This is a genomic window from Oceanobacillus timonensis (genome assembly GCF_900166635.1).
In the GTDB taxonomy this organism is placed as follows: Bacteria; Bacillota; Bacilli; order Bacillales; family Amphibacillaceae; genus Oceanobacillus; species Oceanobacillus timonensis.
This window is the reverse complement of record NZ_LT800497.1, coordinates 24,446-47,463: the sequence shown is the minus strand read 5'-3', so window position 1 is coordinate 47,463 and position 23,018 is coordinate 24,446. Positions and strand designations below refer to the sequence as shown.

Annotated in this window: 21 protein-coding genes; 20 read left to right on the top strand and 1 reads right to left on the bottom strand. The window is 39.8% G+C overall.

Translation table 11 applies throughout. The features are described 5' to 3' along the window. Positions 1 to 54: 54 nt before the first annotated feature. The 3 genes from B7E05_RS00695 to rsmI are packed head-to-tail and all read left to right on the top strand — an operon-like array spanning position 55 to position 1,941. Positions 55 to 795, top strand: coding sequence for a tRNA1(Val) (adenine(37)-N6)-methyltransferase (locus tag B7E05_RS00695; RefSeq protein ID WP_080871833.1), 741 nt, complete (start codon positions 55 to 57; stop codon positions 793 to 795). Then, complete coding sequence (locus B7E05_RS00690) at positions 788 to 1,063, top strand: GIY-YIG nuclease family protein (protein WP_080871832.1); 276 nt, start codon at positions 788 to 790, stop codon at positions 1,061 to 1,063. The genes B7E05_RS00695 and B7E05_RS00690 overlap by 8 nt, the downstream gene beginning before the upstream one ends. Next, positions 1,060 to 1,941 (top strand): 16S rRNA (cytidine(1402)-2'-O)-methyltransferase, encoded by an 882-nt coding sequence (rsmI, locus tag B7E05_RS00685; RefSeq protein ID WP_080871831.1) that lies wholly within the window; start codon positions 1,060 to 1,062, stop codon positions 1,939 to 1,941. Before B7E05_RS00690 ends, rsmI begins: the two co-directional genes overlap by 4 nt. A 94-nt stretch (positions 1,942 to 2,035) precedes the next feature. Here the strand turns inward: rsmI and B7E05_RS00680 are convergent, their stop codons facing one another. Beyond that, entirely contained in the window at positions 2,036 to 2,311 is a 276-nt protein-coding gene (locus tag B7E05_RS00680; protein ID WP_080871830.1) for a transition state genes transcriptional regulator AbrB, read from the bottom strand. A gap of 547 nt (positions 2,312 to 2,858) precedes the next feature. Here B7E05_RS00680 and metG point away from each other — a divergent pair. From metG to mfd, 17 genes are all read left to right on the top strand, one after another. Next, positions 2,859 to 4,874 carry a methionine--tRNA ligase gene (metG, locus tag B7E05_RS00675; protein ID WP_080871829.1) on the top strand — a complete coding sequence of 672 codons (2,016 nt, stop codon included), beginning with the start codon at positions 2,859 to 2,861 and terminating at the stop codon, positions 4,872 to 4,874. Positions 4,875 to 5,303: 429 nt separating this feature from the next. Continuing rightward, positions 5,304 to 6,071, top strand: coding sequence for a TatD family hydrolase (locus B7E05_RS00670; protein ID WP_080871828.1), 768 nt, complete (start codon positions 5,304 to 5,306; stop codon positions 6,069 to 6,071). A gap of 37 nt (positions 6,072 to 6,108) precedes the next feature. Next, complete coding sequence (gene rnmV, locus B7E05_RS00665; protein ID WP_080871827.1) at positions 6,109 to 6,675, top strand: ribonuclease M5; 567 nt, start codon at positions 6,109 to 6,111, stop codon at positions 6,673 to 6,675. Then, complete coding sequence (gene rsmA, locus B7E05_RS00660; protein WP_080871826.1) at positions 6,668 to 7,576, top strand: 16S rRNA (adenine(1518)-N(6)/adenine(1519)-N(6))-dimethyltransferase RsmA; 909 nt, start codon at positions 6,668 to 6,670, stop codon at positions 7,574 to 7,576. The genes rnmV and rsmA overlap by 8 nt, the downstream gene beginning before the upstream one ends. Positions 7,577 to 8,083: 507 nt before the next feature. Next, positions 8,084 to 9,988 (top strand): OmpA family protein, encoded by a 1,905-nt coding sequence (locus B7E05_RS00650; protein WP_080871824.1) that lies wholly within the window; start codon positions 8,084 to 8,086, stop codon positions 9,986 to 9,988. A 369-nt stretch (positions 9,989 to 10,357) separates the two neighbouring features. Beyond that, the gene (gene yabG / locus B7E05_RS00645; protein ID WP_080871823.1) at positions 10,358 to 11,233 is read left to right on the top strand and encodes a sporulation peptidase YabG; all 876 of its coding nucleotides are present in this window, start codon (positions 10,358 to 10,360) and stop codon (positions 11,231 to 11,233) included. A 292-nt stretch (positions 11,234 to 11,525) separates the two neighbouring features. Further along, positions 11,526 to 11,789 (top strand): biofilm formation stimulator Veg, encoded by a 264-nt coding sequence (veg, locus tag B7E05_RS00640; RefSeq protein ID WP_080871822.1) that lies wholly within the window; start codon positions 11,526 to 11,528, stop codon positions 11,787 to 11,789. Positions 11,790 to 11,999: 210 nt separating this feature from the next. Continuing rightward, positions 12,000 to 12,176 (top strand): small, acid-soluble spore protein, alpha/beta type, encoded by a 177-nt coding sequence (locus B7E05_RS00635; protein WP_080871821.1) that lies wholly within the window; start codon positions 12,000 to 12,002, stop codon positions 12,174 to 12,176. 225 nt (positions 12,177 to 12,401) lie between these two features. Then, positions 12,402 to 13,253, top strand: a complete 852-nt coding sequence (gene ispE / locus B7E05_RS00630) for a 4-(cytidine 5'-diphospho)-2-C-methyl-D-erythritol kinase (protein WP_080871820.1) — start codon at positions 12,402 to 12,404, stop codon at positions 13,251 to 13,253. 65 nt (positions 13,254 to 13,318) lie between these two features. Then, positions 13,319 to 14,137, top strand: coding sequence for a pur operon repressor (gene purR, locus B7E05_RS00625; RefSeq protein ID WP_080871819.1), 819 nt, complete (start codon positions 13,319 to 13,321; stop codon positions 14,135 to 14,137). A 258-nt stretch (positions 14,138 to 14,395) separates the two neighbouring features. Continuing rightward, positions 14,396 to 14,695, top strand: a complete 300-nt coding sequence (spoVG, locus tag B7E05_RS00620) for a septation regulator SpoVG (protein WP_080871818.1) — start codon at positions 14,396 to 14,398, stop codon at positions 14,693 to 14,695. A gap of 307 nt (positions 14,696 to 15,002) precedes the next feature. After that, positions 15,003 to 16,370, top strand: a complete 1,368-nt coding sequence (glmU, locus tag B7E05_RS00615) for a bifunctional UDP-N-acetylglucosamine diphosphorylase/glucosamine-1-phosphate N-acetyltransferase GlmU (protein ID WP_080871817.1) — start codon at positions 15,003 to 15,005, stop codon at positions 16,368 to 16,370. 29 nt (positions 16,371 to 16,399) lie between these two features. Continuing rightward, a complete protein-coding gene (locus tag B7E05_RS00610; RefSeq protein WP_080871816.1) occupies positions 16,400 to 17,353 on the top strand; it encodes a ribose-phosphate diphosphokinase in 954 nt (317 codons plus the stop codon). Positions 17,354 to 17,539: 186 nt separating this feature from the next. Next, positions 17,540 to 18,172: a 50S ribosomal protein L25/general stress protein Ctc gene (locus tag B7E05_RS00605; protein ID WP_080871815.1), complete on the top strand. Its 633-nt coding sequence runs from the start codon at positions 17,540 to 17,542 to the stop codon at positions 18,170 to 18,172. Between the two features lie 232 nt (positions 18,173 to 18,404). Continuing rightward, positions 18,405 to 18,968, top strand: coding sequence for an aminoacyl-tRNA hydrolase (gene pth, locus B7E05_RS00600; protein ID WP_080871814.1), 564 nt, complete (start codon positions 18,405 to 18,407; stop codon positions 18,966 to 18,968). Positions 18,969 to 19,118: 150 nt separating this feature from the next. Next, the gene (gene fin / locus B7E05_RS00595) at positions 19,119 to 19,349 is read left to right on the top strand and encodes an anti-sigma-F factor Fin (protein WP_080871813.1); all 231 of its coding nucleotides are present in this window, start codon (positions 19,119 to 19,121) and stop codon (positions 19,347 to 19,349) included. 96 nt (positions 19,350 to 19,445) lie between these two features. After that, a complete protein-coding gene (gene mfd / locus B7E05_RS00590; protein WP_080871812.1) occupies positions 19,446 to 22,964 on the top strand; it encodes a transcription-repair coupling factor in 3,519 nt (1,172 codons plus the stop codon). Positions 22,965 to 23,018 lie beyond the last annotated feature (54 nt).

Genomic DNA, 23,018 nt, shown 5'->3' with positions numbered 1-23,018 from the left:
GGAGGCAGCTCTTTTTATGGTAAGGTATAGAGAGAACAAGGATGTGAATGACCAATGGTGGAACTTTATGACGATGAGCGTATGGACTATTTATCAGCGGATGAAACAATGAAAATTATCCAAAGTCCAACAGCCTTTGCTTTTTCAATCGATGCTGTATTGTTAGCTCATTTTAGTTCAATTCCTAAAAAAAGAGGAAAGATTCTTGATTTATGTACGGGAAATGGGGTTATTCCTTTATTACTGTCAAAAAAATCACATGCAAAAATAGTTGGTGTCGAGATTCAAGAACGTATTTTTCAAATGGCAGAAAGAAATATCACTTTAAATGGTTTACATCACCAGCTGCAGATGATTCATGGGGATTTAAAAGAAATGCAGCCCATCCTGGAACAGAGCTCATTTGACACGGTAACTTGTAATCCGCCCTATTTTAAAACACCTTCTGTAACGGAACATAATCACAATGAATATTTGACCATTGCGAGGCATGAGGTACATTGTACATTAGAAGATGTCGTAAAAGCCTGCAAACGGTATGTCAAACCTGGCGGAAAAGTAGCGATGGTACATCGTCCAGGGCGGTTCGTCGATATCGTGGAGCAGTTTAGAAAGTACCGTATTGAGCCGAAGCGTGTGCAATTTATTTATCCGAAACAGGGAAAAGAAGCAAATATGCTCTTGATTGAAGGGATTCGTGACGGGAAAGCAGATGTGAAAATATTGCCGCCGTTCTATATTTATGAACAAGATGGTTCTTATACAAAACAGGCAGAGGAAGTTATCTATGGCTAGCGGAGAACACGTGGTATATATTTTAAAATGCCAGGACGAAACACTGTATACGGGATATACAAATGATTTAGAATCCCGGATACGTATGCATGAAGCGGGAAAAGGGGCAAAATATACCAGAGGCAGAGGACCCTTTGAAATTATGTATACCTGTGCATTTGAAACGAAATCAGCTGCGTTGCGTGCAGAATATAAAATGAAAAGGTTAACCCGAAAAGAGAAGCTGGCCATAATTCAAGCCCATAAGAAAGGAACGTGCGATGAATGAATATTCAAAATAGCTACCGTCCGCAGGAACATGCTGCCTTATATGTAGTACCGACACCAATCGGAAATTTGGAGGATATGACTTTTCGGGCTATCCGGATATTAAAGGAATGTGCATTAATTGCTGCAGAAGACACGAGAAATACGAAAAAATTGCTTCATTATTTTGAGATTCATACACCTCTCATCAGCTATCATGAACATAATCATCAAGACCGGGAAAAACAGCTTTTGGATAAGATTCGTTATGGTGAATCCATAGCTGTTGTCAGTGATGCAGGAATGCCAGCGATTTCTGATCCAGGTTCAGAGCTGGTACAAGCTGCTGTCCGAGAAGGGCTGGATGTGATTGTTTTACCAGGTGCCAATGCAGCATTAGTGGCACTGGTTGGTTCAGGTTTAACAGCACAACCTTTTACATTTTACGGTTTTCTTCCCAGGAAGAAAAAAGATAAGAAAGAAACATTGGAAAAATTAAAACTTTTAAATGCTACTTTAATTTTTTATGAGTCTCCTTATCGTATCAAGGACACACTGGAAGCTATGGAAGAGGTACTAGGGGACAGGCAAGCGGCAATAGGGAGGGAAATCTCTAAGAAATTTGAAGAATTTGTTAGAGGTTCCATTCAAGAACTTTTTTCTTGGAGTAAGAAAAATGAGATGCGAGGCGAGTTTGTTCTTGTTATTGAAGGGCAAAATGAAGCTGCTTCGGCATATGTTGAGCAGGAATGGGAATGGTGGCAGGATTTATCCGTGAAAGAGCATGTAGAGGTACTCATGAACAAGGAACATTTATCAAGCAAAGAAGCCATTAAGAAAGCAGCGGTGGAAAGAAAATTACCAAAAAGGGAAGTTTATCAAAGTTATCATATTGATTAATTGTTTTTCGTTCATTTGTATACAAGAATCGATACAAAAAAGGGATGACCTCTTCGATTTTCAGAGGTCATCCCTTTTTGCTGTTTAAGTATGTTTATTGAAAACGGTTTTGAATTTCTTCCATTAAAATTTTTGCACCCTCAGGGCTTAAAATCAAGTTGCCGTCAGCCAGGGTTTGATTGTCATCTGTCAGCTCTCCAGTTATTTGACAAGTCATGTTTGGACGATATTTCTTCAATACAATGCGGTCATTATCTACGTAGATTTCCATTGTATCTTTTTCTTTAATATCAAGCGTGCGACGTAATTCAATCGGAATAACTACACGACCAAGCTCATCAACTTTACGTACAATACCGGTAGATTTCATCTTAGCACTCCTCCAATAATAGATTAATAGAATTTTCTGAATGAATAAACCTAGCTATTTCATTCAGATAATGTGATAAATTGAAAAAAATGTCGTTACTCGTCGTTACTAATAATCTTAGAATAGCAACAATATTTGGTATTGTCAATACAATTTTACTGTAAAAGGAAAAGTATTATCGCTTTTTTATAAATATTCAGCTTTTTAACGACATTTTATCGTTCCAGAGAAAGGAGTTATCACTTTTTTTCGTAAATTTATTCTAAAATGGAAGATAAAGTACACAGCGAATAGGTACACAATTTGGCAAATTACGTTATAATAGCTACAATAGAAGTTGTTCTTTTATATTTTCAGTGTGATATGATAAAAAATAGTATGAAATATTCAATTCTAAAAGTTAATTTTGAATCTTTTTCGAAGGAGATGGCAATGCTTGTTGCATAACAGCTGTCAATTTGTATGGATGGATAAAATACACATCTGTGCGATCATTCGGGATAAGATTTTTTAAATAGCAAGAAACAATCTAGGAGGAATGAAACGGATGGGAAGCAAAGATACTTTTTACATTACAACGCCAATATATTATCCGAGCGGGAAATTACATATTGGTAATGCGTATACAACGATAGCTTGTGATACGATGGCAAGGTATAAGCGTATGCTTGGATTTGACGTGTTCTACTTAACAGGAAGTGATGAACATGGTCAGAAAATCGAGCAGAAGGCAGTTGAAAAAAATGTATCCCCTCAAAACTATGTTGATGAAATGGCTGCCGGAATGCAAGATTTATGGAAAACACTTGAAATAAGCTACGATAAATTTATTCGTACAACAGATAGTCAGCATCAAAAAGTCGTAGCGGATATTTTTGAGCGTTTCTTGAAGCAGGGTGACATTTATCTGGATGAATATGAAGGCTGGTATTCTGTACCTGATGAAACATTTTATACAGAGACTCAGCTTGTAGAGATTGAAAAAGATGATGATGGGAATATTATTGGCGGTAAATCACCGGACAGCGGGCATCCTGTTGAGCTGATCAAAGAGGAATCTTATTTCTTCCGGATGAGTAAATATGCAGATCAATTACTACAATACTACAAAGACCATCCTGATTTTATCCAGCCGGAATCCCGAAAAAATGAAATGATTAATAACTTCATTAAACCTGGTTTGGAGGATTTGGCCGTATCCCGTACAACTTTCAGCTGGGGTGTTAAAGTTCCGAGCAATCCGAAGCATGTTATTTATGTATGGATTGATGCTTTGGCGAACTATATTACAGCATTAGGGTACGGTACAGATAATGATGCAGACTTCCAAAAATACTGGCCGGCAGATGTACACATGGTTGGGAAGGAAATTGTCCGTTTCCATACCATTTATTGGCCAATTATGTTAATTGCTTTGGATCTGCCGCTTCCTAAAAAAGTATTCGGGCATGGCTGGTTATTGATGAAAGATGGAAAAATGTCGAAATCTAAAGGGAATGTTGTCTATCCGGAAATGCTGGTAGAACGTTATGGTTTAGATGCCGTGCGCTATTATTTAATGAGAGAAGTTGCTTTTGGCAGCGATGGTATTTTTACGCCGGAAGATTTTATTTCCAGAGTAAATTATGATTTAGCAAATGACTTAGGAAACTTATTGAATCGTACCGTAGCGATGATTAATAAATATTTTGATGGAAATGTGCCGACTGTAAATGGAGTTGTAAATAAAGAAGATGCTGATTTGCAAGAGACAGCAGCCACTGTGATTCAAGATTATCAAGAATCGATGAATCAAATGGAATTCAGTAATGCATTGAAAAAAGTATGGACGCTGATTTCCCGTGCGAATAAATATATTGATGAAACCGAGCCATGGATTCTTGCAAAAGATGAAGCAAAACATACAGAATTGGCAAGCGTGATGGCGCATCTGGCCGAAACATTACGTGTGGCTGCTACGCTGCTGCAACCTTGTTTGACCCATGCTCCGAAGAAAATCATTGAACAGCTTGGTTTAGATGAAGCGAGCGGATTATCTTGGGAAAATATCCAGTTTGGCAATTTCCCGGAAGGTATCACAGTTGTGAAAAAAGGAAAACCGATCTTTCCACGGTTGGATGCAGAAGAGGAAGTAGCATACATCCGTTCACAAATGGGTGGCGCTCCTGCAGCTGAGGAAGAGGAAGAAGCAACTTGGGATCCGAATGAAACGAAGCTTGTTTCCGAAAAAGAAACACAAATCAAATATGATGTGTTTGATAAAGTGGAGCTGAAAGTAGCGGAAGTGAAAGATTGCAGTAAAGTTGAAGGGGCGGATAAATTATTGAAATTCCGCTTAGATGCCGGTGATAAAGCAGATCGGCAAATTTTATCCGGCATTGCGGAATATTATCCGGAACCGGAGAAATTGATTGGTAAAAAGGTTGTTATTGTAGCGAACCTTAAACCGCGTAAAATGCGAGGGGAAATCAGTCAGGGAATGATTCTTTCCGCAGAGAAGGACGGTAAATTAGAAATTGTTCCTGCACCGGAAAGCGTACCAAACGGCGCGCCGATTTCTTAAACGATAGTAAATGGAAGGGGAGCTGTCATCATGTCAGCTCCTTCCTTTTCGATATAAGAGGATGTTCAAAAAGTCCAATAAAAATAACACGGCGAATTTCTGCGTTGACTAGCAAATTCCAATACTCACGTATCATAGGGCATAGAAGAACTTCTACTAAGAACGCCCACGTCCTGTGGGCAATGTAGAAGTCATCACAACACGCACAAGTCCGTTTGGAATTTACTAGTCGCCTTGAACTTTCGACGCACAAATGTTTCCGGTGGGGCGAGTAATCGCAGTCCCAGGACGTGCTAGTGTCGGCGTTGCGACAACGCTTTTCGATGGGGTGAGTAATCGCAACCCCAGGACGTCGCGAACTTAGCCGACTTGGTCCTATTTATCGGACTTTTTGAACACGCACTATAAGAGTGAAAAAGGATGGTTAAAATGTTATTTGACACACATGTTCATTTAAATGCGAGACAATTTGCTGAAGATAGAGAAGAGACGATTCAGCGGGCAAGAGATGCAGGTGTGGAGTACATGGTCGTGGTTGGGTTTGATCACGAGACGATTCCGCTTGCGATTGAAATTGCGGAAGAGAACGAGAATATTTATGCAGCGGTTGGATGGCATCCGGTTGATGCGATTGATATGACAGAAAAAGAGCTGGAATGGATTGAGACGTTAAGCGCTCATCCAAAAGTGGTAGCAATCGGAGAAATGGGCTTGGATTATCACTGGGACAAATCGCCGAAAGATGTACAGAAGAAAGTGTTCCGCCAGCAAATTGCGCTTGCTAAAAAAGTAAATATGCCGGTTATTATTCATAATCGGGAAGCAACAGAAGATATTATTGAAATTTTGCAAGAGGAACAGGCGTCAGAAGTCGGCGGTATTATGCATTGTTATAATGATTCTGTCGATTATGTACAGACATGCCTGGATATGAATTTTTATATCTCCTTAGGCGGTCCTGTAACTTTTAAAAATGCTCCATTACCAAAAGAAGTAGCAAAACAGGTTCCTTTAGACCGCTTGCTGGTTGAAACGGATGCTCCATTTTTAGCACCACACCCATATCGCGGAAAACGAAATGAGCCTGCGTATGTTGCTCGTGTAGCAGAAGATATTGCGGCATTACGTGAGATGGATGTGACGGAACTCGGAAACATCACAACGGAGAATGCGAAACGGTTTTTTAAGATTAACTGACTTTTCAAGGACAACAGAATAAAGTGGAGGAAAACGATTGAAAATAAAAGAAATGATTGTAGTAGAAGGCCGGGATGATACGACACGGATTCAGCTGGCTGTAGATGCAGATACGATTGAAACAAATGGTTCTGCAGTGAATAGAGGGACGCTCGATAAAATTCGTCATGCCAAGGAAAAACGTGGCGTGATTGTTTTTACCGATCCGGATTATCCGGGTGAACGGATCCGCCATTTGATTAATCAGGCTGTTCCCGGCTGCAAGCATGCTTTTTTGCGAAGAGACCAAGCTAAAGCAAAGCATTCCGGGAATAAAAGCTTAGGGATTGAACATGCTTCGGTGGAGGATATTCAAAAAGCACTTGCCGATGTCTATGAACTGGCTGATTTTTCGGATAGTGATATTACCAGAGAGGACCTGGTCCATCATGGATTCATTGGCGGTAAGAAAGCTTCTGGGCGAAGAAAACGGCTTGGAGAATTGTTGCATATTGGTCACACGAACGGAAAGCAGCTGTTAAAACGCCTTACTCAATTTCAAATTTCCAGGAAACAATTTGAAGAAGCGGTGGAACGGATAGAGCAGGAGGAACAGGATGTCTAAAAAATATATAGCAACACCGTCGAGAACCAAAGAACTATTGGACAAATATGGTTTTGCATTTAAGAAAAGCTTAGGACAAAACTTTTTAATTGATGTGAATGTATTAGAAAATATTATTCAACAAGCGGGAATTACAAAAGAAACAGGTGCGATTGAAGTTGGTCCAGGCATGGGCGCTTTAACAGAACAGCTCGCGATTCATGCTGATAAGGTGGTTGCTTTTGAAATTGATCAGCGCCTGCTCCCTATTTTAAAAGAGACGTTAACAGATTATGCAAATGTAGAAGTGATTCATCATGACATTTTAGAGGCGAATGTAGAAGAAGTGATTAGAACACATTTCCGGGAAAATCAGGATATTCATATTGTTGCCAATCTCCCGTATTATATTACAACACCTATTCTGATGAAACTTATTCGTGATCGGCTTCCTGTAACGAGTCTGACTGTGATGATTCAAAAGGAAGTAGCAGATCGAATGGCTGCCGTGCCAAATACGAAAAGCTACGGCTCGCTGAGTATTGCCGTACAATACTATACCGAAGCCAGCGTGGTATTAAATGTGCCGAAGCAGGTATTTATGCCGCAGCCTAATGTTGATTCCAGTGTTTTAAAACTTGTGATGCGAAAAGAACCGCCAGTTCAGGTAGATAATGAAGACTTTTTCTTTGAACTGATCCAGGCAAGCTTTGCCCAAAGAAGAAAAACACTGCGAAATAATTTGAACAGGTTTTTGCAGGATAAATTAGAAAAGCAACAAATCGAAGCACTCCTTGAAAAAGCTGCAATCGATGGCACACGACGCGGAGAAACATTGACTATGGAGGAATTTGCTTCGTTAGCGAATGTTATTTATCGCAGTGTAACTGGCTGTGAGAATCCCGCTTCAAGAAATGAATGAACATTTTATTTCTAAGTGGGGCCAGTAACGGCCTGATTTGTTCCGGCCTGCAGGATGTAGGTTACAAAGGCTCCTGAGACACGATGTTGCGAACTTAGCCTTTGTTCTTTATACAGAACTCCAGGAAAGCTGATTAGAAGAGATACTCTTTTGATCAGCTTTTTAATATCTAAATATATTTGAATGATGCACATACCGAAAACCTCCCCAGAATCTATGCATAACAAATGAGGTACTTTGATTTAACTATTGAATCCCGCTATAATTTACGATACAGTAGCTATTGTAAGCGATTTCCTTTGGCTGTTCAGTAGTTTTATTAACCTTGTTAGGGGGGCGTTATTATTTAGAAGACAGGTGATTATAGGTTATAAAGCTTTTTATTAATAACAGATTTTTCAGTCTAATCTAATTAAACCATTTTTCCAAGTTGTATTAATAACAAAAGGAGAGACACCTTAATCGGCGCTTTACATAATGATTTGAAAAAGTGTTTGGGGGGATAGAATGAAAAAAATATGGCTCGTTTTATTTAGCGTATCGTTATTAGCAGCCTGTAATAATGAAGAAGCAGAGGACGAACCACCAGAGCAAACACAGAAAACAGAAGTGTCAGAAACGGAAGATAAAGATGTAGAAGAAAATATTGAAGAGCAACAGGAGCAAGCAGCATCAGAAGAAACACTAGAAGATACAGACCCGGTGATGATAGAACATGACATGTGGCACTTTAAAGATGAAACAGCTTACGATATCCATGCGGAAGTGGGACCGATTATTCGAGAAGGAGAATATGCCATTCTTCCTTTTATGCTTGATTCCAACAGTGATATAGAAGTTACTTTTAAAGATTTATTCGATGGGGGGCTCAGTACTGGAGAAGGAATTGCTTCAGAGCAAGGATATGATATTCGTTTGCTTGATTCGCAAGAAAATACAGCATCTCATATAGCTGTACAGCAGCTTGAGGATTCGAATGATGCGGCCTTACAGACATTTATAGGAGAAGGAAGCGGCAACCAGCAGATGACGATAGGAAAGGAGCATGAACCAACCCGGTATTTTGCAGTGTTCGCCGCTCCGGAATCAGATGTCGTTCATGCGATGTTTACGGGAGAGGTCGGCATAGTTGAGGATATTCCTGTCATCGATCGCAAAGATGAGGATATGTCTACGTTGCAGGAATATGATGCGATTTTGGAACAACATGAAGACAATGAAGAAGAGATGTTGAAAGAAGAAAATATAGAAGAAGTCGTTCCAACCGTACAGGAGATTATAGAGAAAGAATTGGTTAGCAGTCAGCAAGATCAATTAACTGGTGATTTGGAAGGAATTGACGCAAGAGTGGAGCCTTTTGAAAGCTACCGTGAAAGTGTGGAAACAACGGTCAGTCGTATTGACGAAATAGAACATTCGACACTTATTTTGTCCAGTGATGTCTTGTTTGATTCAGATTCCTCCGATTTAACAGAGGAAGCAGATAAAGAGTTGGAAGCAGCGATTGAGGAGTTAGCCGGCGCAGACGGTGGAGAACTAAACATCGTTGGACACACAGATGACGAGAATACGGAAGATTATAACCAGACGCTTTCAGAAGAACGAGCTGAATCGGTGTATGAGCAGTTAGAAGAATTAACAGATTTAGAAGGATTTGATGAGGTTACTACGGAAGGAGAATCTTTTCGGGAGCCAATTGCCGATAATAATACGGAAGAGGGGCAAGCACAAAATCGTCGAGTAGAATTACACTTTACGCCCCCTGCAGAAGAAATTATGATTGAATCAGAAGAGGAACTTCCAGAAGCTTTAGGGGAAGAAGCGGATTATCCGGAAACCGTGCAAACACGTTATGGAGAAATTGAAATACAAAGTATTCGCAGGGTGAATGATTTGTTCATTGGAAGAGTACGTGTACGGCCGAATGACGAGGGCGATAGTGATTATGATGCATTAACGCAGACTGCAGGAATTGGCGCACGCGGCTGGCATGCGGATGATGCGGGCAACTATAATCAATGGAGTGTATACCCGGTGACGTTAATTCACGGAAATCAGCGTTATTATCCAATTGACTACTATTTAACGCCGTTAGAAGGAAGCTTTGTGGATGAGAAAATAGAAGATGCCGAAGATGATGTCAATTTTATTGTCCCATTAGCTGACCGAAATATTACGGACGCAGGCCGTTTAGGAGAAGATGGATTTTACACAGCTACCATTGTGTGGCCGGCATTCGATGCAGAAGAAGTAACAGTCGATTTGCCACATAGTGACGTATTTAGTGATCATGAAGGTGCTATCGAAATAACAGCTCCTTGGAGAATCATGAATGTGCCAGTGGAAGAATCCGCCGATGAAGATGACCTTGATCATGATTCAAAAGAAGCAGCGGGCGGAGAAGGTTCGTGAAAGGAAACATATAAGCAGGTCTGTCCATTTTGGGCAGGCCTTTTATTTTGTAACAAATGGATAAATGATATAAAAACAGCCTTGTGTTACATTGCATGAATTAGTTTCATTCTTGCATACCAAACAAAGCCATTGTACATAAAAAAGTATATATGTGCATCAGATGAACGATAGGTATGCATGCTGTTCATTTTTTTGTTCTAAGAGTTGGGTAGTGGAACAGTGCTGTACTTTTACTCATACAATAAGAGAGAGAAATGCAGAGTTATACAGGTGATTCAAAACACTTAATCCCATATGGCTGTTTTAGGGGAGTATCGGTTCCTTCCTACGACAGCTAAATTGCGATAAAAGGTGAGAGGTGCAGTGATGGATATACAGAATGGTGCGTTAGTAACAAGGAAGTCCTATAATCATGATTTATTATTCCGTGTGGCAGAAATAAAAAAAGGGATGGCTATTCTTCATGGGGAAGAACTCCGCTTAAAAGCAGATGCAGACCTGTCTGATTTAAGGCTGGTGGATCAAAGAGAGCATAAAAAAAGAAAAGCGGAGGATAGAGAAAAACAAGAATCGTCCTACCGCTTATTTCGTCAGGACTATCAGATGATGAAAGAAAAAAGAAACTACGAAGCAACGGAAGGGTATACAGATTCCGTGAGCTATTTTCAACTGCCGGCAAAAGTGCTTCATATAGATGGTGACCCGTCTTATTTAAGAAAATGCATCCAATTATATCAACGAATTGGGCTGCAGGTGCATGGTGTTCATTCTGCAGAGACAGAGATGTCATTTCAAATACAAGATTTACTTCAAAAAATTCAACCCGACATTATGGTCATTACTGGCCATGATGCTTATTCCCATCATAAAGGGATGAAGAATGATTTAAGTGCCTATCGTCATTCAAAATACTTTGTAGAAGCCGTTCGGGAGGCAAGAAGCATTTATCCTAATCTGGATGAGCTTGTCATTTTTGCAGGTGCTTGCCAATCTCATTTTGAGTCCTTAATCCGTGCAGGAGCAAACTTTGCCAGTTCCCCATCCCGGGTCAATATTCATGCATTGGATCCGGTTTATATCGCCGCGAAAGTAGCATATACCTCATTTATGGAAAGTGTATCTGTGTGGGAAGCACTCCGTAATACATTAACTGGAGAAAAAGGTTTGGGAGGTATACAGACAAGAGGATTATTGCGAACAGGTATGCCTTACTTAGCTAGTGAAGATGAAGGGGACATATAAGAGAAAATCATGTTTGCAAACGAGAATGGTTGAGGTTACGAATCTGCTCCTGCTCCTCCTCTTTTTTAATTTAAATGACATCCTGATTAGAGCAAAATAATTGCTATGAAATCAACTTATTATGTAATTTTTTGTGACAATTCATGCATAAAATGAGGGATACGACAAATAATAACAGAAATAGTCATAATTAATAGTTGACAACCAAAAACATATGCTGATATAATTGTATATTTTATTTGACTAACCATCGGCATATATGTTAAAATGTGTATATGTGAGGTGGAGTGTAGTGGGCAAAACGTTGATCGAAATTAAGCAAGGTCTAGACGGTCAGGTAGGTAAACGGTTAAGGCTCAGAGCGAATGGCGGAAGACGGAAAACCATTGAGAGATGTGGTATTCTAGCGGAGACATATCCCTCTGTTTTCATTGTTGAGCTTGACCAGGACGAGAATGCATTCGAACGTGTTTCATACAGCTATACAGACATATTGACAGAAACGGTGGAGCTGAATTTTGTAGAAGGAAGTTCAGCGATAATTTTAAAACAGTAGACAAGCATTTGTCTGCTGTTTTGCTATAAGGACGCGTTTAAAAGGGAAATGAAAGTTGCTGTGGCTTTTTTACAAGCTTTTGGCATTTCCGATGGATGCGCGTAAGAAATGGTTCTCCTGGTTAATTCTTCTCCGAGTGAATACAGGCAAAGTACATAAGCTATCCTTACCGGTCGAGAAATATATTCATTCGTAAAGGGGAGCTTTTATATGAGCAGACGCGGGATGATGTCTACGCAAATGAAAGAAGAAATAGCGAAAGAATTAGGTTTTTACGATACGGTACAGCAGGAAGGCTGGGGAGGAATCAAATCCCGTGATGCCGGTAATATGGTGAAACGGGCAATTGAAATGGCAGAAGAAAGCATGAAAAAGAGCGAGTCCTAAAACAGGGCTTGCTCTTTTTCACTACAAACCAGTTTAATCATCGTATTAATGGCTGCTCCGACAAATACATTTACATTTTTCAATTTGCGTAATCGGAGCTTTTATATATTTGTACAAAATTAGCCTCCGTGTTTTGATTATGATACAATAAAACATATTTTCTGGACGCAGGTATAATTTCAAATAGATGAACGAATTTCCAACGCTTTGAGGATGTGATTGAAGATGCTTGTCATGGAAAAGGCGCCTGCTAAGATAAATTTGTCATTAGATGTATTAAATAAGCGGGAAGATGGCTATCATGATGTTGAAATGGTAATGACGACAATCGACTTAGCGGATCGTTTGGAATTCCGGGAGTTGTCAGCAGATAAAATTCAATTATCTTTGGAAAGCCGTTACGTTCCTAGTGACGAAAGAAATTTAGCATATAAAGCAGCGGCCTTATTTAAGGAAACATATAAAATAAACAAAGGTGTTCACATCCGGATTGATAAATCTATTCCTGTTTCAGCCGGACTGGCTGGCGGCAGTGCGGACGCAGCGGCCGTTTTACGAGGGCTTAACCGGCTATGGCAAATGGATATTTCATTAACGGAATTAGCTGACCTGGGAGCACAATTAGGAGCGGATATTGCTTTTTGTGTTTACAGTAAAACAGCGATAGCAAAAGGGTATGGCGAGTTGATTGAATTCTTGCCGGCACCGCCTGCTTGCTGGGTTGTTATCGCAAGACCTGATATCGGTGTATCCTCTTATACCGTATTCGATCAAATTAATCTCCCCGAATTAGAGCACCCGGATACAAAAGAGGTATTAGAAGCTTTAAACGAAGGAAACTTCTCGAAATTGTGTAACCATTTGGGAAATGCACTGGAGCCGATTACTTTTTCTATGCATCCTGAGGTTGCAAAGTTAAAAGAGGCTATGCGCCTTGCGGGAGCAGAAGGTGTGATGATGAGCGGCAGTGGACCGACCGTGTTTGGACTGATGAAGCACCATCGAAAAGCATTGCGAATCTACAATAGCATGCGAGGCTTTTGTAAGGACGTACAATTAATCCGGATGTTGGGTTAGGCATTGCTAAAATGCATATGAAAATGCTATATTATATAAAGAACATTCGGATTTGAGGTGTGATTTTGAAAAGAAGTAATCGATTGGTTGTGTTAACGGAATATTTTTTGGAAAACCCGAGAAAGCATATTCAATTGCCTTACTTTGTAGAGCTTTGTGATACAACAAAGTCATCGATAAGTGAGGATTTAGATATTATACATGAAGTGTTTCAAAATAAAGGATTAGGATATTTGGAGAGAACAACCGGTGCTGGCGGCGGAGTGAAATATATTGCTACCAGTTCTGCAGCAGCTGGTGAAAACTTTATATTCACGCTTCAAAAGAAATTGGAAGACCCTGTACGGATTCTCCCGGGAGGATACTTATATATGAGCGATATCCTTGGCGATCCTTCCATGGTCCGGGAAATTGGGCGTGTTTTTGCTTCCTGCTTTGCTCACTTGGAAATTGACGCTATTGTAACAGTTGCCACAAAAGGAATCCCTCTTGCCTACGCAACAGCTTCCTTTTTAAATGTTCCCGTTATTATAGCACGTAGAGACCCAAAAGTAACAGAAGGATCATCCGTAAGTATTAATTATGTTTCCGGGTCATCCAGAAAAATTCAAACGATGGTGTTGCCAAAACGCAGTTTACCGGATGGTTCCAATGTGTGTATCATAGATGATTTTATGAAAGCTGGAGGAACCATTACAGGGATAAAGAGCCTCTTAGGGGAATTCTCAGCAACCGTACAAGCTGTTGGCGTACTGGCAGAAGCAGATGATGAAGAAGACGAAAGAGTAGTTACGGATTATACTTCTCTATTAAAAATTTCTCCTGTTGACATACAGAATCATCACGTTTCCATACAGCCTGGAAATTACCAAATGGGTTCGTAATCCAACATGTTAACTAGCATACAGATCTTAGTCTATATACAGATTAAGGTCTTTTTTTATGAAAAATATAACTGGAAGAAAAAGGTAGACAATGATACCTAAAAATGTCGAAACCAATCGAATTTTTAGGTATAGAGGATAATGAATTTAAAATATTTTATTTTATTGGTATTTATAAGAAGGATTTTTGTAATTTATGTTGAAGTAATATAAGTATAAAGGATGATTTTTGAATTAGGAAAAAGGTGGTGAAACATCATGGAAGTGACTGACGTTAGATTACGCCGCGTGAAAACAGATGGAAGGATGCAGGCCATTGCTTCCATTACTTTAGACGATGAGTTTGTTGTACATGATATCCGTGTTATTGATGGAAATAGCGGATTGTTCGTTGCAATGCCTTCAAAGCGGACGCCGGACGGAGAGTTCAGGGATATTGCCCATCCTATTAACTCTGGGACACGCTCAAAGATTCAGGAAGCTGTCTTAGGGGAGTATCATCGTGAACGCAGAAATGAAGAAGGATTGGGTTATAAAGAAGAAGCTGGTGTTTCCTGACAGATAATTAAAAACCGAATGGATAGGAAGGCAGAAATCTGAACGAAGATTTGCCTTCTTTTTTGTTTTGTATGCAATCTTTTTTTAGGAACTGCGATTACGCTTCCTATCGAAAACTTTCGCTCCTATATTGGTGTATCCGAATACAGGAGCGAAAGTTTTTTTGTGCATTTACGTAAAGCAATGCAATAAAAAATGAAAATATGATAACATAGAAAATAGAAATTAAACCTTTCATTTAATTGAAATAAAGGTTTTTTTACGATATATTTTTAAATGGATATTTAGAGATGATGGAGGTTTCCTAATGGCGAATCGATTTGCTGTTATTTTAGCAGCAGGACAAGGAACAAGGATGAAATCAAAATTATACAAAGTACTTCATCCTGTAGTTGGCAAACCGATGGTACAGCATGTTGCGGATCAATTGCAAGAGACGCAACTGGATCAATTAGTTACCATTGTCGGATTTGGAGCAGAGCAAGTAAGAGCGCAGCTTGGAGAAACCAGTGATTTTGTTGTACAGGAAGAACAGCTGGGGACAGGACATGCTGTGATGCAGGCCGGGGAATTGTTGCAGGATAAAGAAGGTGTAACAATTGTAGCTTGTGGGGACACCCCTTTGATTCGAGCAGAAACATTCCAGAAGTTGTTTGAACACCATGAACAAACAGGTGCTAAAGCAAGTGTATTGACAGCTCTTGCAGATAATCCATCCGGGTATGGCCGGGTTATACGAGATAATGCAGGAGAAGTTGAAAAAATTGTTGAACATAAAGACGCCAATGAAGCAGAATTAGATGTAAAAGAAATAAATACAGGAACCTATTGTTTTGACAATAAAGCGCTATTTAAAGCTTTAAAATCCGTTTCCAATGACAATGCACAAGGAGAGTATTACTTGCCTGATGTCATCAAAATATTAGCGGATCAAGAAGAGCGTATCAGTGCTTATGTAGCACCTGAATTTAATGAAACAATCGGAATTAATGATCGTGTGGCTTTAAGTGAAGCAGAAAAAATTATGAAAAAACGTATTAATGAGCTACATATGCGCAACGGTGTAACCATTGAAGATCCGGATCACACGTATATCGGACCTGATGTAAAAATTGCTGCAGATGTAAACCTTTATCCGGGGACCGTCTTAAAAGGGGAGACGTCTATAGCTACTGGATCAGAAATTGGCCCGCATACAGAAATCACAGATTGTGAAGTCGGAGAAGATGCATCGATTCGGTTTAGTGTCGCTCTGGACAGCCGCATTGGTAACCGAGTAAAGATTGGACCGTACGCACATATTCGTCCTGCCTCAAATGTAGGAAATGATACGAAAATCGGTAACTTTGTTGAGTTGAAGAAAACAGAACTGGGTGATAACAGTAAAGTTTCACATCTTAGCTATGTTGGAGATGCCAGTGTAGGAGAGCGTGTAAATGTTGGTTGTGGTACAATTACAGTAAACTATGACGGGAAAAATAAATTCCTGACAACCATTGAAGATGATTCATTTATTGGATGTAACTCCAATTTAATTGCGCCGGTTACAGTGGGCAAAGGGGCATATGTGGCAGCCGGATCAACGATTACAAACGATGTGCCGGATGATGCATTGTCCATTGCGAGATCCAAGCAGTCAAATAAAGAAGGATATGCAAAGAAGTTTAAAAAATAGATTACAACAAATTCATGGAGGTTAGAGGAATGTCATCCAACTATAAGGACGCGTCGCTGAAAGTTTTTTCATTAAACTCAAATCCAGCATTAGCAGAAAAAATAGCAGCTCAAATCGGGACGGAATTAGGGAAATGTACCGTAACACAATTTAGTGACGGAGAAATTCAAATTAATATAGATGAAAGCGTACGGGGATCTGATGTGTATGTTATTCAATCTACATCTTCCCCGGTTAATCAGCATATTATGGAATTGCTTATTATGGTTGATGCGTTGAAGCGGGCTTCTGCCAAATCCATTAACATTGTGATGCCTTACTACGGGTATGCACGCCAGGATCGTAAAGCAAGAGCGCGTGAACCAATTACAGCAAAATTAGTAGCAGATTTATTTGAAAAAGCAGGAGCAAACCGGATGATTACACTTGATTTGCACGCTCCGCAAATTCAAGGTTTCTTCGATATTCCAATTGATCACTTACAAGGTGTGCCTATTTTGGCTGATTATTTTGAGGAAAAGAATTTAGACGATGTGATTGTTGTTTCCCCTGACCACGGTGGTGTTGTCCGGGCAAGGAAATTAGCCGACCGTTTAAAAGCACCGATTGGTATTATTGACAAACGCCGTCCGAGACCAAATGTTTCAGAGGTAATGAATATCATTGGTAATATTGAAGGCAAGACAGCCATTCTAATTGATGATTTAATCGATACGGCAGGTACCATTACATTAGCAGCAAACGCATTAATTGAAAGTGGCGCCAAAGAAGTATATGCTTGTTGTACACACCCAGTTCTATCTGGTCCGGCGATGGAGCGTATCGATAATTCAAAAATTAAAGAACTTGTTGTTGCAGATACGATTCCTTTACCGGAAGAAAAAAGAATTGGAAAGGTTACGGAATTATCCATTGCTTCCCTGATTGGAGAAGCTATTATCCGTGTTCACGAAATGCAATCTGTAAGTATTTTGTTTGATTAATATATAAAAATAATTTTTAGCCTTTCTTTAAGGGTGCTTTCCGTTTTTTTAAATTTAAAGGTTTAACTTGTTCCATTTTAGGGTAAGTATTATATTGACCGTTTATTTTATTGAGAGACATGTAATACATCACAATAAATGACGATGTTTTATCATATTTTTTAATCAACTTGGAGGGTGATACGAATGGCAGTAAAATTGAACGCACAAAAAAGAGAAGATCTTACAAAATCAGTAACAAGTGAAATCAGAAAAAGTGGTAGAATCCCAGCAGTTGTTTATGGGAAAGATAAAGAATCCAAGACCATTTCTGTGGATAGTGTAGATTTAGTGAAAACAGTACGGGATGAAGGCAGAAACGCCATCATTTCATTGCAAGTCGAAGGTGGTAACGCAGTAGATGTGATGCTTCACGACTATCAAATAGATCCGCTAAAAGATGACGTGCTTCATGCTGATTTCTATATCGTCAATATGGCTGAAGAAATGGACGTCGACGTTTCTGTTCGCCTGGAAGGTGAATCAAAAGGCGAAAAAGAAGGCGGCGTACTGCAGCAGCCATTTTATGAAATTCTGATACGTGCAAAACCGAAAGATATTCCTGAAGAAATCGTGGTAGATGTTTCTGACCTCGATGTAAACGACAGCTTATCTATTTCTGATTTGAACGTAACCGGAAACTTTGAATTCCTGGCTGAACCGGACACAACCATTGCTTCCGTTGTTCCTCCAACTACTGAAGAAGATTTAGATACTGGAGAAGATGAAAGTGGAGAACCGGAAGTTATCAAGGAAAAATCTGATTCAGAGGAATCCTAATGATTAAATGAACAAGAAGTAATAGTGTGTGTTCAAAAAAGGACAACACCGGCACAGCAAAGATTTGAAGATCTGGGTGATTCGAGCAGAAGCATTTCCAGGTGCGTCCGGGTAATGGGACTTTTTTGGACACCCTCTAATACCTCCCTTCTTTACGTACATTGTATAGGTGTGCGCAAAGAAGGGTTGTTGTGTTTGGAAAAATGTGGTTTGGAAAAGTGAGGGTATGATAATGAAGTTAATTGTGGGACTGGGAAACCCTGGTAGAAAATATAAAAAGACGCGTCATAATATTGGCTTCTCCACCATTGATGCATTATTGGAACGACATGGCTGGAAATTAAACAATTCCAAATTTCATGGGGATTATGCCATCGAACATTTCAATGGAGAAAAGATTGTGTTATTACAACCGCAAACCTATATGAATTTATCAGGGGAATCCATTCGTCCATTGATGGATTATTATCATATAGACACGGACGATGTGGTCGTTATTTATGATGACTTGGATTTGCCAACCGGAAAAATCAGGTTACGGCAAAAAGGCGGCCATGGCGGTCACAATGGTGTTCGTTCGACGATTCAACATTTAGGTACAAAAGAATTTAAGCGTGTCCGTTTAGGTGTGGGACGCCCGGTAAACGCAACCCCTGTCATAGATTATGTATTAGGGAAGTTTCCAAAAGAGGAAAAAGAGGCTGTTGAAAAAAGTATTCAAGATGCAGCGGATGCTATAGAATCATGGGCAGAAGGAAAACCATTTATTGAAGTGATGAATGATTTTAATCAATAAAACATATCTTTCTACTTAAACACAAAATAGAAGGAAGGTATATTCTTATCAAGCCCGGTTAAAACTAAGAAAAGGTGCAGATATTCTCTTTTATGATGAAGAAAAGAAACTGTGCTTTAAATCTTTGTATCTTAAATCGGGGTGAATGAGATGGTTATTTACTATGGTTGCCGGCATTGCGGGAATGACTTGGGCGTGTTGCACGATACAGAAATGGATGTGTCCATGCGCTTTTTTGATCTTTTGAAAGAACAGGATATGGCAGAAATGCTGACGTCTGAAAAAGACGGATCATTCCGCTTGGAAGTTATTTGTGAATATTGCCAGCAGGCACTTGACGCACATCCTGATTATCATGAACTCGACTATTTCTTACAATAGGTGAAAAGGTTTTAAACGGATAATCATTTTCCAGATAGATATAATAGGATATATAGCATTTTGAAAAATACTTTATTAATTTAGAGGGGAATACGAATGAAAGCAATTCATAATTATTTAAAATCACAGGAAGACATTCAGTCGATCATGGATGGATTGCTTGCAGGAATGAAAGAGCAGATGGTTGCCGGCTTGAGCGGTTCTGCCAGAAGCCTGCTCCTGTCCACCGTCCATCAATCCATGAATCGTCCTTTATTAATTGTGACACATCAACTGGCTCAAGCACAGCAGCTCTATGATGATTTGGCAGAGCTGACAAATGGGGAAGGTGTGTATCTTTATCCTGTCAACGAGTTAATCGCTTCTGAAATGGCTGTCGCCAGTCCGGAACTGCGTGCTCAGCGGATTGATGCATTAACGGCTTGGACGGAGAGAGATAAAGGAATATTAATAGCACCTGTTGCGGCATTAAAAAGAATATTGCCGCCAAAAGCATATTGGAATAAATATCAGCTTCTATTTCAAGTTGGCAAGGACATTGAGGTGGAGGCTTACTTGCGTTCCTTGGTAGAAATGGGATATGAAAGCGCCTCAATGGTTTCAGCTCCCGGAGAGTTCAGCCAGCGTGGCGGAATTATTGATATCTATCCTATTACGGAGCAGAATCCAATCAGAATTGAGTTATTTGATGAAGAGGTAGATTCTATCCGTTATTTTGATGCGGCATCTCAGCGCTCTCTGGATAAATTAGAAGAGGCAACAATCAACCCTGCAACGGAATTACTGATTGATAAACAGGAAATGGTGAAAGTAGCAGAGCGGGTTGAAGATGCACTTTCTGATACATTGAAAAAAATGAACAATGCTGCTGATAAGGAAGAACTTACGGAGATAGTCGGAGAGGATATTGAACAATTTAAACAATTCAACCGGTTCCCGGGTATGTATAAATATATTGGCTACTTATACGATGAACCAGCTAGTTTATTAGACTATTTGCCGGGAAATGGCGTTATCTTTTTTGATGAAATGAGCCGTATTCATGAAACAGCAACCAACTTGGATCACGAAGAACTAGAATGGTACACGGGACTGCTGGAAGGTAATAAAATGGTCCGTGACAGCCAGTTTTCTTTCGGATGGAATATGCTGATAGAGGGTATTTCGCATCCACGTGTCTATATGTCTGTGTTTATGCGGCATATCCCAAATACCACTCCGCAAAATGTTATTAATCTATCGACAAGATCCATGCAGGAATTCCATGGACAGATGCCTTTATTTAAAAATGAGTTGAAACGATGGGAAAAGGGCGATTTTTCTGTTGTTATTCTAACGCCCAATGAACAGCGTGCAGAGAAAGTACATTCTATTTTAGAAGATTACGATATCGAAACGCAGGTAGAAAAACAATTAACGCTGCCTGTCCAAAAGCCGACTATCATTGTTGGTAATTTGCATTCCGGTATTGAGTTTCCGATGCACAAACTGGCGATCATTACGGAAAATGAATTATTTAAGCAGCGAATAAAGCGTCCGAGAAAGCAGCCTAAAATTACAAATGCCGAACGGATTAAAAGTTATCAAGAACTGAAAGTCGGCGACTATGTCGTCCATGCGAACCACGGTGTCGGGAAGTATATCGGGATTGAAACCCTAGAGGTGAATAAGCTGCATAAGGATTATATGCTGATTCAATATTCCGGGGACGATAAACTGTTTGTACCGATTGATCAAATCGACTTAGTTCAAAAATTTGTCGGCTCAGAAGGAAAAGAGCCCAAATTATATAAATTAGGCGGTTCGGAATGGACAAAAGTGAAGCGAAAAGTCCAGCGTTCTGTGGAGGATATTGCAGATGATTTAATCAAGTTGTATTCAGAGCGCGAAGCCCGGCAAGGATATGCTTTTTCTCCGGATTCAGAATTACAGCGTGATTTCGAAGCTTCTTTCGCTTATCAGGAAACAGAAGATCAGTTACGTTGTATCGCAGAAATTAAAGAGGATATGGAAAAAGTAAAACCAATGGACCGCTTGCTCTGCGGAGATGTAGGTTACGGGAAAACAGAGGTAGCTATTCGTGCTGCTTTTAAAGCAGTGGCTGATGGAAAACAGGTCGCTATTCTGGTACCGACGACGATTCTGGCACAACAGCATTATGAGACCATCCGGGAAAGATTCCAGGATTATCCGGTAAATATTGGGTTATTAAGTCGTTTCCGCACACGTAAACAATCCAATGAAACGGTAAAAGGCCTGGAAGATGGAAACATGGATATTGTCGTAGGAACGCACCGTCTGTTATCAAAAGATGTGAAGTATAAGGATTTAGGTTTGCTCGTTGTCGATGAAGAACAACGTTTTGGTGTGAAGCACAAGGAAAAAATTAAACAGTTAAAAACCAATGTGGATGTATTAACGTTAACAGCAACCCCTATACCGAGGACATTACATATGTCCATGCTCGGTGTCAGGGATTTATCTGTTATTGAAACGCCGCCGGAAAACAGATTTCCTATTCAAACATACGTGATGGAATATAATCCGTCCTTCATCCGGGAAGCCATTGATCGGGAAATGTCCAGAGGCGGACAGGTTTTCTTCTTGCATAACCGGGTGGAAAGTATAGAAAAAACAGCCCGCGATATTGGTATGCTGGTGCCAAATGCAAGAGTTGGTATCGCACATGGGCAAATGAATGAATCAGAATTAGAGAATGTTATTTTCGGGTTTATAGAAGGAGAATTTGACATCTTAGTCAGTACGACCATTATTGAGACAGGTGTGGACATTCCGAATGTCAATACTTTAATTGTCAATCATGCAGACCATATGGGGCTCAGTCAGCTTTACCAGTTAAGAGGACGTGTCGGACGTTCGAACCGGGTCGCCTATGCTTATTTCACCTATCAGCGTGATAAAGTGTTAACAGAGGTTGCTGAGAAAAGGCTGCAGGCCATTAAAGACTTTACCGAACTTGGTTCCGGATTTAAGATTGCAATGCGTGACTTATCTATTCGCGGTACCGGAAATCTGCTCGGAGCACAGCAGCATGGCTTTATCGATTCCGTCGGCTTTGATATGTACTCTCAAATGCTGAAAGATGCCATTGATGCACGTAAAGAAGGAAAAGACGTGGAAGATATCCAGCCGTTTGAACCAGAGATTTCATTGAAAATCGATGCGTATATTCCGGATGAGTACCTGGATGATGAGAAACAGAAAATTGAAATGTATAAACAATTCCAAAACCTCGATAGTCCGGAAGCAGTCCAGGATCTGAGAGATGAATTAATTGACCGTTTTGGAGATTATCCTGCAGAAGTAGAAAATTTATTCACAGTAAGTATTATGCGAATGCATGCTAAAAAACAACGTGTCCAATCCATTACGGAAGCGCCGAAAAAAATAACAATGCTGGTTGATGAAGCGAGAAGCCAGGAAATAGATGGGTCTAAGTTATTTGAAGTGGCGAATCAATTTGACCGTCAAATCAGCTTGGGAACAGAAAATCAAAATTTAAAAGCAGGTCTTAAATGGCGTAATGACAAAGCTTATAAACGTCATGATCTCGTGATAGAATTTATAAAAAAATTAAATGATGTCAATCGCTAAATAGGGCTGAACCAGTGAAAAGCTGCTTTCTTTCTGTAAGAGAGCAGCTTTTTT